We start from the raw sequence: 12,861 nt of genomic DNA, 5'->3' as shown, positions 1-12,861 counted from the left end.
TTTTGCGGTTCTTATGGTATCTTATACCATTTTAAGTGTGCACGATATTGAGTTGAAACAGGAGTGTGAAAATGGATTTTTCCCGTTACTTCCGCGATTACCCCACCCCGGACGGCCGTTTCGGACCCTATGGCGGCTGCTATCTGCCGCCGGAACTCGAAAAAGCGTTTCAGGAGATCAACGCGGCCTATCAGTCGATCGCACATTCGGCATACTTCATCAATGAGTTGCGCCGGATTCGCCGCGAATTTCAGGGGCGTCCGACGCCGGTTTACCATTGCGACCGGCTGTCGCGCAAGCTCGGCAACTGCCAGATCTATCTCAAGCGCGAGGATCTGAACCACACCGGCGCCCACAAACTGAATCACTGCATGGGTGAGGGGCTGCTTGCGAAAGTCATGGGCAAGAAGCGGCTCATCGCCGAAACCGGCGCCGGGCAGCACGGCGTGGCGCTCGCAACCGCGGCGGCCTACTTCGGACTCGAGTGCGAGATCCACATGGGGGAGGTCGACATCGCCAAGCAGGCGCCGAATGTGACCCGCATGAAGATTCTCGGCGCGAAGATCGTCTCGGTCAGCGCCGGACTCAAGACACTCAAGGAAGCGGTCGATTCCGCGTTCGAGTCGTACGCGAAGAACTACAAGGATTCAATCTACTGCATCGGTTCGGCGCTCGGTCCGCATCCGTTCCCGCTCATGGTGCGTGACTTCCAGTACTGCATCGGCGAGGAGTCGCGCGAGCAGTTCAAGTCGATGACCGGCCAGCTCCCGGATGCGGTCTGTGCCTGTGTCGGCGGCGGCAGCAATTCGGCGGGTTCGTTTGCGGCCTATTTGAACGATCCGGTCGATATCTACGGCGTCGAGCCGCTCGGCCGTGGTTCAAAACTCGGCGACCACGCCGCGACGCTCGCCTACGGAACTCCGGGCAACATGCACGGATTCGACAGCTATGTGCTCAAGAATGACAATGGTGACCCGGCGCCGGTCTACTCGATCGCTTCCGGTCTCGACTATCCGTCGGTCGGCCCCGAGCATGCGTTCTGGAAAGATCTCGGGCGCGTGAACTATGTGAGCTGCTCGGACGAGGAGGCCATTGATGCGTTCTTCAAACTCTCGCGCTATGAGGGGATCATTCCCGCGCTCGAGAGTTCGCATGCGATCGCCTACGCGATGAAGTGGGCCAAGACGCATCCGTACGGATCGATTCTCGTAACCTGTTCCGGCCGAGGAGACAAGGATGTGGACTACGTGGTCGAGCACTACGGCTACGGCGAAAACTACGTGTTTGATGATGACAAGTGAAGTCGTTGCCGTTGAGGGTGTTGAGTTCCGCGGAATCCGGATCGCGACCGAACACGGCGCGATTCTGCTTCTGCAGGGCAGCCGGGCGAATCTCGGTTGCGGCTACTTTTCACTCGCGCCGGCGGAGAAGCTCGGCGACCGGTTCGCGATCGTAACCGGGGTCAAGGATTTTGCGGATATGCTTGATGCAGCAGTGGTTGGCGCGAGTTCTGCGGCGGCGTCCTGCGGGGTTGTCGCCGGAATGAGCGGGCGTGAGGCGCTGCTCATTATGGAACAGAAGTGAGTGAGGGCGTTCCCCTCGCGTTGAGTCAAACAAAGAGCGGCCGTTTCCGCCATATTCGGCAGGAAACGGCCGCTTCGTCTTTGACGGATGGTTTACTGGTAGCGAATCACGACCGCGTTCGGAACGCCGTAGGAGTTGCCGTCCTTGCCGTTATGGGCGGGGATTTCGACGACTCCGGCGGGGAAATCTTTCGTATAGATGGAATCGGTATAAGTTTCCGAGTTATTTTTCCAGGAACACTTCTCGTCGATCTTCGTCCATCCCTCGGGGATGGCGGCGTTGCCGCGCTCCTGAACGAGGAGATAGAGTTTCGCCGGTTTTTTGAGCGTGAAAGAGTATGCCGCGCCGGGCCGGTTATTGGCGCCGCGCGGGATCGACACGAACGGCAGTCCTTTCAGAGAGTCGGGGAAGTTGACGAACGTGAATTTCCCGTCCGCGGTTCTCAACCGGCTTTTCTGCATGAGACGGCTTTCCGTTGCGATCGTGGCGGCGGGTTTCTCTTTCCCGGTGATGACGAGTGCGTTGGGGATGCCGTAGGTGCTCCCCTGCCTGCCGTCGTGAGCCGGAACTTCGATCACGCCGGGAGCGTCGAGCTCTTTCACATAGACGGTGTCGGAGAAGCCGTCGCCCCAGGCGACGACCGCGTTGGTTTTCTTCCAATCTTCCGGAACAGTGACCTTGCCGCGGTTCTGGACCAGCAGGTAAACCCGGGCCGGCTGATCGACCGTGACGGAATACGCCGCGCCGGGTTGAGTGTTGGCGCCGCGCGGAGCCGAGACGATCGTCCCGCCGGAGAGGGTGATCGGCATGGCGACGATGGCGAACCTGCTTTCCGCCGTCCGGTTTTTGGCATAAAGTTTAAAAGTTCCGGCCTTGGCATTTCCGGTCATGCCGGAGAGCTGGATGTCTGCGGCTCCCACGGTAAGGGCTGCGGCGGTGGCGATTCCGAGAATTCCAAAAAGTTTCATAGACTCCTCCAGTAAAAATTATATTGCGGGAGAGCACGGTATTGCTCCCGTTTCCTGATCTGGAATATATCCCCGTTTCCGGAAAATGCAAATGGGGGCACGCATCTGCCTTGGTCATGTCGCCGGACGGAACAGAAGGCGGCGATCAAGTTCTTGAAGCGTAATCTCGCCGTTATTGAACAACCTGCGGAACTCCGTCGGCGTGAATCCGGCATATTTGCGAAACTGGCGCGTGAAATAGTTGCTGTCTTCAAATCCGACTCGGAATGCGATGTTGGTGATATTTTCCGGAGTCGTAAGCAGCGGAGCGGCCATTTTCAGCCGGATTCTGGTCAGGTATTCGACTGGAGGAACTCCCATTACTTCGGAGAACCTGTGCCTGAAATTCGAGGCGGACATCCCCGCGAGTTTCGCCATCTGCGGAACACTGAATTCCTCCGGATACCGGCTGTTGAGTTGCTCAACCACCCGGCTGATCCGGAACGAATGGTCTTCTTCGCGTCCTTCCTGCTGCAGATGTGCACGGCGGCAGATCGTTGTCAACGCGCGCAGGAACGAGGCGACCGCAGCACTCTCGTAACCGGGTTCCCGGGTGTCGAATTCCTGCCGACATTCTTCGAGCATCAGGATGACGTTGGTCATCTCCGTCTCCGGAAGGGTGAGGAACGGAGAGACTGCCAGCGGATCTCCGGCAGTTCCGAAGTTGCGGAACAGAGATTGGAATCCCGGCAGATCCTCAAGATCGAATCGCAGCTGATTCAGCAGTTCCGGCCGGAAAAGAATGTTGAAATGCGCAAACTCATGAATCGCCTGATAACGATGGATGCTTCCCGGTGGCAGCAGAAAGACGTTTCCGACGGTGATGGTTGTGATTTGCCCGACGCCGTTGTCATTTCGCGCCGATCCCCGGTAAACGAGGACGAGCTCATAGAAATCGCAATGGCGGTGGTATGTGTCGTTTCGCGCATAGGAGTCCCAGCGGAATACCGCCAGCGGCAGCGAATAGGTCACGAGTTCCAGTTCATAAAAACGGAATTCATACAATTTTTCGCCCGCCCACGTTTCACAGGAAAGACGCATGTGGGGATTGTTTTCATTGGCGATGAATGGGTGCAGCACGGATTGTTTCCTCTCGATATTCCGTTATTAATGATACACCTTTCCCTTCCGCAAGTCAAATCTGCCGGAGTGAAGAAGACATTACAATTCCACTCCGGTGAAGTAGAGAATTCCGGGAGAGGCAGTGAACGAAAGTTCTCCGTCACTCGGGAACAACTCCAGTTCGTTCCCGAGAAGATCATGAACGGAGGAGGGACGGCCGCTTTTGATTTTCAGAACGCATTTTCGTTCTCCTGCCGTGTTCCAGACTGCCGTCATCGGAAGATCGCCGGGGGTTTTCCAGGTGGCGATGTGGAGCGTTCCCTCCGACCGGAGCTGCGGTCGGGAGGAGCCGGCTGGATACATTGTGCTCAATGTCCGCCAGGCGTGATAGGCGGCCTTTGGTTTCAGATCGTTGTTCAGAACACCGAAATGCGCCTCGCCGTCAAACCGGCTCCATCCGGTGGAGCGGAAGCTGTACCAGTAGACGCGTTCCACCCCGGAGGCAAATGCGATCAGCATGGTTCGCGGAAGAAATTCCGCCTGTTTTTCTTCCGGCACTCCGGGATTCAGGTTTCCGCATACGGCGAATTTCCCTTTGAGGTCGCTGTCGAAGTGATACACCCCGGCTGTGACTCCCCGGAATTCACCGACATTGCCACAGAGCACCGGTTCGAATCGGTCATTTCCTGCGAGATTCGCGTCGTCGAAAAAACGCATGATTTCCAAAGATTCCATCCCTTCTGCGCCGGGAGTCGAAAACGTCTGGACCTCCACTTTTTTCGGAGTCCCGGGGCGGCTCCAGAAGGTGTACCAGTTCAGATGGAGTGCCTTCATGAACGTTTCGTTCACCTGAATTTTGCGGAGCGTGCCTGATTCGTCGCGCCGCAGATCAAAGTAGAGCGGCAGGCCGCCGGGACTGAGTACCCGGCCGCCGCGGCGTAGATAATCGATCAGGTCCGGCAGGAATTCCGACGGGAATGATTCACTGTCCGGCAGAACCAGAAGAAGATCCGCCTCGGCGGGCAGTTGTTTCAACTCCTTGAGCGTGATCGCCCGAACCGCCTTGAGACCGGGCAACTCATTCTCGATTCGGAATCCGAGACTTTCAGTATCGTAGAGATATTCGTTGTCTCGGAAGATCATGCAGGTGGTCTGTTCCGGGGTCATGCCCAGCGACGTGAACAAACGCGGCAGCACCTTCGCGAGATGCGGCAGCCGTTCAACGGTCGAATACCCCATTTCCGTAAACCAGATCGGTTTCCGGCCGGCGCCGTACCGCTCCATCAATTTTTTCAATGCGGCGATCTCGGCGGCAAGATACTCCTCCGGCATTTCGTTGTTGCGGTAGGGATGAACGCACATGACGTCCATTGCCTGGGCTGCTCCGGCCCGGAAGGAGTCTTCAATATAGTCGAGAGGAATCAGCGACGTCCCGCCGTAGGCGACGATGATGTCTGGATTGCATTCCTTGATTTTTTGATAAACCGGAATCAGCAGCGAGGCGTATTCCTCTCCGCTCGGTCGACCGCGCCAGAATCCGGCCAGATTCGGTTCGTTCCAGATCTCCACGCACGGCATCGACTCACCGTAACGTTTGATGGCGATCTCGATATAGTTCAGGTAGTCCGGCAGATGTTTCCAGGCCGGGGTCGCCCATTTGACGTCGTAGCCCAGAATCGGCAGTATCCGGATGTTGTTTTCCTGTGCCAACTTGACAAGAGAATCCATTTTTTCAAAGTTCCACACGCCGGGAGCCGTTTCCAGCGCATCCCAGTCGAGGTCGAAACGGACATGATCGATTCCGGCGGCTTTCATCAGCTTGAGTTCTTCCGACGCGCAATTGTATTCCCAGCGTTGCAGATGGGCGCAGACTCCGTAGGGGGAGGCAGCGGCAGCTCCGAACGTCGTGGCCGCTGCCACCAGATAAATCAGGAGAAATTTCATGATCGTAATCCTTTTGTGGTCAATTGAATATGATAAATGGAAACAGCGACGGATCCTTGCGTTCTCCGATACCGGGCGCGATGGCGATCCAGCCGCGGCGGCCTTCGCCGTCGTTATCGTTGACGAGCAGGTTGAAGCGGAATCCGTGGTTCAGCATCTCCCGCGTCAATCCGACTGTGCTGAACGGGATTTTTGCATCATAAGCCGTGACTTTTTCCGCCCGGCTTGTTTGCAGCCGGATCTGCCGGGCGGCGTTTTCGGGCAGGAAACCTTCCGGCGCGCTCCAGCACCAGCTTTCGGAGGAGCCGTCAGAAAGGCGGGTCAATCCGAATTCCCATCCCCCGTTCTGGTTCGGCAGTTCCAGCGCGAACTGGACGTTGTCGCCCATCCAGGTGTTGGCGCCCTGTTCCGGCTGGCAGTGGAGATCGTCGGTTACGTCAACATGCAGCAGCAGATGATCCTCATCGGTTCCGAGGAGGATCCGGGCGGAGTGGTCTTGCGGTCCTTTCCAGAGCAGGTGTCCGCGGGTGGGGTCTCCGGCGAAGAGGTCGCGCACCTGGCGGCGATGTTCGAGTTTGAAGTCCGGTTCCTGCCCGACAGGAGAGCCTGTTTTCACGATTTGTGCGGGCCGTATGTTCAGGACGGTTTTCCCCGTGATTTCGCTGCCGGAAATTCGATATTCCACAGAGAGCTGATATGGGTTGTCGAAGGCGGGATGGAAATCTGGCGCAACCAGAATTTCTCTGGCGAGCTTTGTTGTCTCTCCGGCAGGGACGAGGATGCGCAGTTCATCCGCGGATTGGGCAAATCCGGCGGGAGGCTGAAGTTTCAGGAAAAATTCCGCCGCTTCGTCGAGCGGGTTGAGCAACGTTGCGGTAAACCGGTACGGCTTCCCCGGAATGGCGATGGCGGAGCTTTCGAGCCCCACCGGAGTTCCGACGAATTCCGCCCGGGTTGCTCCTTTGAGCAGCAGCGTGGCAGGGAGATTTTCCACTTCCAGCAGGATTCGTCCTTCCCGGATCTCGACCGGGCGGCGATTGTTCATGAGGTCGGCCAGCTCCGCAGTCCCGGCGTCGGTGCGGATGATCGCCTGCCGGGAAATTCCCTGTTCGTTCCACGCTGCGAGCGCCAGTTCGTCTTCTCCGCGGAAGAGAAGCAGGTACTCCCGGGCATCCGTGTCCAGCTGTCGCAGAAATTCCTTGCCGCCGAACAGGCTGGTCAATGTGTTATAGACCGTGTAGACCGGTTTGGGGCGGAAATCGCGGGTCATCATCCCATAGTTGTGTTCACCGTGGTTCGGATCATCGCCGTCATTGCGCAGATCATACCAGTTGTAGCCGATCGCGCCGCGGCTCCAGGCGTAGAGCAGTTTCTTATAAAGCGCCATTGCCTGCGGTTTCTCATTGCCGCCGGAGGAGGTCAGGGCGGTCTCATTGGCCCACCATGGTTCGGTGACTCCGGCGCGTTTCCGCATCGGCAGAAATCGTTCTTCCACCATTTTCACATAGTGTGGATGGAAGTCGCCATGTTCATGATAGGCGTGGATGTCGTAACTGCCGCGTCCAAGTTTGAGCGCGTTCTCCTGATAGCCGGCTTCCCGCAGCATCGGGTGGGCGGCCAGTGTCGCAAAGCCGCCGGTCAGCACCATCGCATCGGGATCAGCCGCCTTGATCGCAGCGAATGCGTTTCGCATCATTCCGGCGTAGGTGGCGGAGTCGAAAGCGGAGAAGGGGGTTACATCCGGCTCGTTCCAGACTTCCCAGAATCGGATTCGTCCGCGATAACGTTTTGCCATTTCGAAGCAGAATTTTTTCCATGCTTCCGGTTCTGGCTCGGCCTGGTCCGGTCGTTGCGCAGCGGGATCGCGCGCCGCCCAGGGAGCACAGTAACAGAGAATCGCCTGAAGTTCGATTCCCTGTTCCGCGAAGATTGCGACCGTCTGGTCGAAGGAGCGGAAATCCCATTGATCGTGTTCGGGTTGTACCCGGCGCCAGGAGACATCCTCGCGCACGACTTTCGCTCCGACCAGTGCCGCTGCCAGTGCTTCGAGTTTCTGATCCCGGGCTGGGTGGAGCTGGGGGTGCGAGGAGATCCCCCAGAGGAATCCCCGTGCACGCCCCGGCGTAGGTCCGGCAGGTTCGAAACAGGTGAACGTGCGCGTGAGTTCACCTGGTTGTTTCCCGTCGCGTTTCAACTTGGCTCGCACCGTCCAGTGCCCGAGCGTGGGCAGCGGAGTTGTTACCGGGAAGGTACGCTGTTCTTTCGGTTCGAGTTTGAGTGTGCCGATCTTCTCGGTGAAGGTGCGCCCGAAAAAATTTTCGAATTCGACTTCTGCATATCCGTCGAATGCACTGGAGTTGAGATTGCGGAAACACAGCGAGAGTTTCTCCTGTTTTCCGGGCCGCAGGATTCGCAGCGACGAGCCGGTTTCGACTTCAAATTCGATGCCGTCCGCCGCTGAAATTCCGGGGGTGTCCGGGATCAGTTCTGCTCCGAGAAAGAGTGCTTCTCCCACGCCGGACTCCGGGGAGAAGTCGATGGAGAATCCCTTCAATGCAACAGGGAAGTCAAATTTCTTATCGTTGTTTCCACCCCAGGATGATGCTTTTTTTTCCTGCAGATTGATCTGGTAGTTCGCCGTGATGATCCGTGTTTCCCGCGGCGGCAGACAGCGCATCTGGTATTGGAACACTTCGCCAGAAGCGTCCTGCAGCCGCAGGCTGATGCAGCGGATCGGAGCGTCTCCCGGCAGTTGAATCCGGAGGGCGAGGCTTCCTTTGCGAAACGATTCCGGCAGCTGCAGCGGGGTGTGCAGATGAAGTTCGGCATAAGGAAAGGTGTAGCCATTCCAGCTCAGATTCAAGCCGGTCTCCTTCGTGTCGGGAAGAGTCCGAAGCGTTAACTTCTGGTCACGTTGTTCGGCAAGATTGACCACCCATTGTTCGGGATGATTGAATTCCACCTGTGGAAATGCTCCGGCTGGAAGGAACAAAAAAAGCGTGGCAATCAGTTGGAGTTGCTTTTTCATCATGATTTTCATCAGGAATAAAGGAATGTTTTCGAGTTGACCGGGATCAGTTTCCTACGTCTCCGGCGGTGCTCTTGTAGTAATATTGCAGATTGAACGGCATGGCTTTGAGTTCCGCCCCGGTATGCAGGGCGGCGTGACCGTCGGCGAATGCGGTTGCCGTGCGTCCGTTATGAATCTGCACTACGGCCCCGGTGTCAAGCGCGCTTTTGTAGATGAAACGGGGAATCCCACAGTCGTTTTTCTTCCAGTAGGTGTCGGCGAAGATCAGAGTATCTCCAGGCCGTTTCATCCTCGTCAGAGCGAAGTGATAGGACTCCGGCGCGGCCACGCTGATGTGATAATTTCCGAAGAGATTCAGCCGTTCTTGGCTCGCTGCGTTGCCGTCGGGGAAGCTCCAGTCGATGCCATAGGTACTGTGCCAGAAATCGAAGTTTGGATCTCCGGGGGAGGTACGGTTGTTCACCGACGGGCATTGGGCGCTTGCTTCCGTCATGTATCCCTGACCTTCGACCGTGAAGTCCCCGTTGGCATCCTGCCCGCGGGAGAGTACGGAACACCACAGCCCTGAGGTTCCGTCGCTGTTTCGAAATCCGATGTAAAAATCATTGAAATCTCCTGCATAAAGTTGCTGCGCTGTGATCGCCTGTTTCTTATTGTTCATGCAGGAACTGCCGCGGGCGCTCTCCCTGGCGCGATTGAGTGCCGGCAGCAGCATCGATGCAAGAATCGCAATGATCGCTATCACAACGAGAAGCTCGATAAGTGTAAACATCCTGAACGCAGCGCCTTGGAACTTCAGGAATCGGTTCGGCCGGGTATCGGTCCCTCTTGCGATCGGATGTTCGTACCACAATGAGGTCTGGAGCATTGACGATGATCCCGACGGAACAAAGTAGATGTTCATATTTGTTTCCTCCGTTTCTGATTATTTGGTGATTGAACAAAGTAGATGTTCATATTTGTTTCCTCCGTTTTCTGATTATTTGGTGATTTATCCTATATTATAGCACGGATCAAGGGGGTGTGCCCGTATTTTTCGCTTTATCAATAGCATAAAACGGCAAAAACTGGGGTGGTGTGAGATGAATCATTCTACCGTAACGGGCGGGTGCCGATCGCGGAGCGCCCCTTCGATAATTTGCATCAGGAGGACGTTTGCCGCAATCGGCTGAATTTATTTGATCGTTCTATGGAAAAAACGATTGCATTTTACAATCCAGCGTCTACATTAATGGCAATGGTAATTTTTTGTCCGGAGCAGAGTTTCCGGGAGTTACACGGTTTTGAAGTAAACGAGTCAGGCGAGTTATGAGCGGAAAAGTGATCGGCGGGGCCGTCATCGGCTATGGCGGGATGGGAAACTTTCATTCCGAGAAAATGCAGAGCGTGGAGGGGATCAGGCTTCTCGGCGTCTATGACATCGACCCGGAGCGGAACCGGGCTGCGGAGGAAAAAGGAATTCACGCTTACGCTTCTCGGGAGGAACTTCTCGCTGATCCGGCGATCGACCTCGTGACGGTTGCGACCCCGAACGACGTTCATAAGGAGATTGTGATTGCAGCGCTCGCCGCCGGCAAGAACGTGATCTGCGAGAAGCCGGTGTCGATGAATTCCGCCGAGCTTGAGGAGATGATCGCCGCGGCGAAAAAGTATGGCAAGCTCTTCACCGTGCATCAGAATCGCCGCTGGGATGAGGATTATCTGACGATCCGGAAGATCATCGAAGCCGGAGAACTCGGTCGTGTGTTCCGCATTGAATCGCGCGTGCACGGATCGCGCGGAATTCCCGGCGGCTGGCGCGAGGAGAAGGCACACGGCGGCGGCATGGTGCTCGACTGGGGCGTTCATCTCCTCGATCAGATGTTGACCATGATGCACGACTATGAGCTCGAGTCGGTCTATGCCACGCTCGACCATCTCACGAATTTCGAGTGTGATGAGGGGTTCACGGCGCTGGTTCGTTACAAGAACGGCCCGGAGTGGCTGGTCGAAGTCAAAACCTGCAACTTCATCGAGATGCCGCGCTGGTATGCATTCGGCGACGGCGGTTCTGCGGTGATCCGCAACTGGGATTGCGACGGCGAGATCGTGAAGATCTTCAATCATGGCGAGGATGATGTCGCGCCGGTCCAGGCCGGAGCGGGACTGACCCGCACGATGGCTCCGCGCAACGAGCAGACCGTCGAGAAATTCCCGATTGTCAAAGTCAAATCCGACTGGGCGGAATATTACAAAAACGTCATAGCCGTGCTGAACGGCAAGGCTGAGATCGTCGTGACGCACGATCAGCTCCGCCGTTCGATGATGTTCCTCGAAAAGGTGTTTGAATCTGCCCGGAAGAACGAAGTCATCTACTTCTGATCGATCCGGAGGAAAATGATTTCTGTGAGAATTCGCGCGCAAGCAGCCGGAAGAACGGTTCGCGCGCGAATTTTTCTTCCCACGGCGTATGACCGCAGCGCGGCAGCAGATGGAATGTGAACGGAACTCCCAGCGATCTGAGCGGCTCGCGGACGCCCGCGGCCGGGTGTGGATCGGCGTCGCCGTGGATGACCGTAACCGGAACATTCAACCGCTCGAAAATCTGCAGCAGCTTTCCCGATCGACGCAGTTCGACCGCTTCGCTCCAGACCGCCTGATAGAGCGCGCCGTCCGGAGCTGGCGAGGGGGCTTCCCCCGATTTCATCGGCGCATAGGCGTCACTCCTTTCGCAGAGGGCGCCGAGTTCGGCAATGAGAGCATCCCGTCCGGGGCAATCCGGCCGGGCGAGCAGAGCGGGCAGCTCCGCGAATCTCCGGCGCTCTCTTTCATTGAGTCTCGCCATTCGGCCGGCGGCGATCTTCGGGACGTAAGAGTCCGTCAGCGGTCCGCTGCCGACGAGGAGGAGTTTCCGGACCTTTTCCGGATATTTTTGCGCGAACATCGCGCTGAGCCACGCTCCCCAGGAGTGGCCGATCAGCAGGATCGGGCCGGCGCTTTCGGCGGCGAGTTGCGCATAGAGTTCTTCGACGAGAGCGCGGATCGTCCGTTTTGACTGAAACGGTTCAAGCACACCCGCTCCGGTGGCGGCGGCAAGCCCGCGCGCGAGTCCCGCCGCGGAACCGGGCGCGCCGGGTCCGCCGTGAATCGCCGCGGCGCTCCAGGGGGGATCCCCGTATTTTCTTATCGTGATCATGGGGAAATGTAGCACCGGAAATGATCCGATGCAAGTGGATCACTGGAATTCTCCGCCGGATCGGTTATATTACCGGAAAGAAGAAGGGAGGAGCGATCATGTATGAACTCGTTCAGGCCGGCGAACGGTCATGGTACATCGAATCCCCCGCGAAGATCGGCATCTGTCTGCTTGACGACGGCGGCGTCTGCCTGATCGACAGCGGGCTTGACAGGGAAGCGGGAAAACGGGCGCTGAAAATCCTAGATGCGCAGCATTGGCGACTGCGCGCGGTGGTCAATACCCATTCCCATGCCGATCACATCGGCGGCAACCGGCTGCTGCAGGAGCGGACTTCCTGTCCGATCTTCGCAACTGCGTTCGAGGCGGCGTTCGCCCGACACCCGATTCTCGAACCGGCGCTCGTCTACGGAGGATTTCCGCCCGCGCCTCTGCGGGGAAAATTTCTGCTCGCACAGTCGAGCCCGGTGCGGGAGATCACGGATCCGGAGTTTCCCCGGGAACTCCGGACGATTCCACTGCCCGGTCACTGGTTCGACATGGTCGGCGTGCGTTCTCCGGACGGGACACTCTTTCTTGCGGACGCACTCGCAAGCGAGGCGGTTTTGGCGAAATACCGTATCCCGTTCATCTATGATTTCAGAGCGTATCTCGCTACGCTCGATGAACTTGAGAAGCTCGACGCTCCGTTTTTCGTCCCGTCGCACGCTCCGGCGACGGCCGACATCGGGCCGCTCGTCCGCGTGAACCGGGCCGCCGTGACGGCCTTGCTCGAGCGGATTGCGGCGCTCTGCGCGGAGAAGCCGCACGGATTCGAGGAGATTCTCAAACGGCTCTTCGACGAGTTCGGACTTGTGCTGGACTTCACGCAGTATGCGCTTGCGGGCAGCACGATCCGTTCCGCGCTCGCATTCCTCGCCGATTCGGGGCGGATCGCAGCCGGATTCGAGGCGAACCGGCTGCTCTGGCGCGCTTGTCCGGATCAGGCGAGCATGCCGGAGGAGGGGCGGTCGAGCGAGAGGTCGATGTCGTAGTTCGTACCGCTTTTTCTCGCGTCG

Annotated in this window: 10 protein-coding genes; 4 read left to right on the top strand and 6 right to left on the bottom strand. The window is 57.5% G+C overall.

The window, feature by feature from the left end; all coding sequences use genetic code 11:
- Positions 1–71 precede the first annotated feature (71 nt).
- Both trpB and Q0J85_RS08595 read left to right on the top strand, forming a co-directional pair.
- Complete coding sequence (gene trpB, locus Q0J85_RS08600; protein WP_294480374.1) at positions 72–1,301, top strand: tryptophan synthase subunit beta; 1,230 nt, start codon at positions 72–74, stop codon at positions 1,299–1,301.
- A complete protein-coding gene (locus tag Q0J85_RS08595; protein WP_294480371.1) occupies positions 1,288–1,584 on the top strand; it encodes a DUF1805 domain-containing protein in 297 nt (98 codons plus the stop codon). Before trpB ends, Q0J85_RS08595 begins: the two co-directional genes overlap by 14 nt.
- A 92-nt stretch (positions 1,585–1,676) precedes the next feature.
- On the opposite strand, the gene Q0J85_RS08590 is transcribed toward Q0J85_RS08595, so the two are convergent.
- From Q0J85_RS08590 to Q0J85_RS08570, 5 genes are all read right to left on the bottom strand, one after another.
- A complete protein-coding gene (locus tag Q0J85_RS08590) occupies positions 1,677–2,552 on the bottom strand; it encodes a hypothetical protein (protein ID WP_294480368.1) in 876 nt (291 codons plus the stop codon).
- Positions 2,553–2,666: 114 nt separating this feature from the next.
- A complete protein-coding gene (locus tag Q0J85_RS08585) occupies positions 2,667–3,671 on the bottom strand; it encodes an AraC family transcriptional regulator (RefSeq protein WP_294480365.1) in 1,005 nt (334 codons plus the stop codon).
- Between the two features lie 81 nt (positions 3,672–3,752).
- Positions 3,753–5,597, bottom strand: coding sequence for a beta-galactosidase (locus Q0J85_RS08580; protein ID WP_294480363.1), 1,845 nt, complete (start codon positions 5,595–5,597; stop codon positions 3,753–3,755).
- 19 nt (positions 5,598–5,616) lie between these two features.
- On the bottom strand, positions 5,617–8,559 hold the full coding sequence (locus Q0J85_RS08575) for a sugar-binding protein (protein ID WP_294480360.1): 2,943 nt from the start codon (positions 8,557–8,559) through the stop codon (positions 5,617–5,619).
- A gap of 112 nt (positions 8,560–8,671) precedes the next feature.
- On the bottom strand, positions 8,672–9,532 hold the full coding sequence (locus Q0J85_RS08570) for a type II secretion system protein (RefSeq protein WP_294480358.1): 861 nt from the start codon (positions 9,530–9,532) through the stop codon (positions 8,672–8,674).
- A gap of 404 nt (positions 9,533–9,936) precedes the next feature.
- On the opposite strand from Q0J85_RS08570, the gene Q0J85_RS08565 reads away from it, so the two are divergent.
- Positions 9,937–10,989, top strand: a complete 1,053-nt coding sequence (locus Q0J85_RS08565; RefSeq protein ID WP_294480356.1) for a Gfo/Idh/MocA family oxidoreductase — start codon at positions 9,937–9,939, stop codon at positions 10,987–10,989.
- On the opposite strand, the gene Q0J85_RS08560 is transcribed toward Q0J85_RS08565, so the two are convergent.
- Complete coding sequence (locus Q0J85_RS08560) at positions 10,976–11,803, bottom strand: alpha/beta hydrolase (protein WP_294480355.1); 828 nt, start codon at positions 11,801–11,803, stop codon at positions 10,976–10,978. The two genes, Q0J85_RS08565 and Q0J85_RS08560, sit on opposite strands and share 14 nt — an antisense overlap.
- 20 nt (positions 11,804–11,823) lie before the next feature.
- Between Q0J85_RS08560 and Q0J85_RS08555 the strand changes: the two genes are divergently transcribed.
- Positions 11,824–12,837 (top strand): MBL fold metallo-hydrolase, encoded by a 1,014-nt coding sequence (locus Q0J85_RS08555; RefSeq protein WP_294480354.1) that lies wholly within the window; start codon positions 11,824–11,826, stop codon positions 12,835–12,837.
- The last annotated feature ends 24 nt before the right edge of the window (positions 12,838–12,861 follow it).

Source organism: uncultured Victivallis sp. (assembly GCA_944389935.1).
Lineage (GTDB): Bacteria > Verrucomicrobiota > Lentisphaeria > Victivallales > Victivallaceae > Victivallis.
This window is presented reverse-complemented; position numbering and strand designations above follow the sequence as displayed.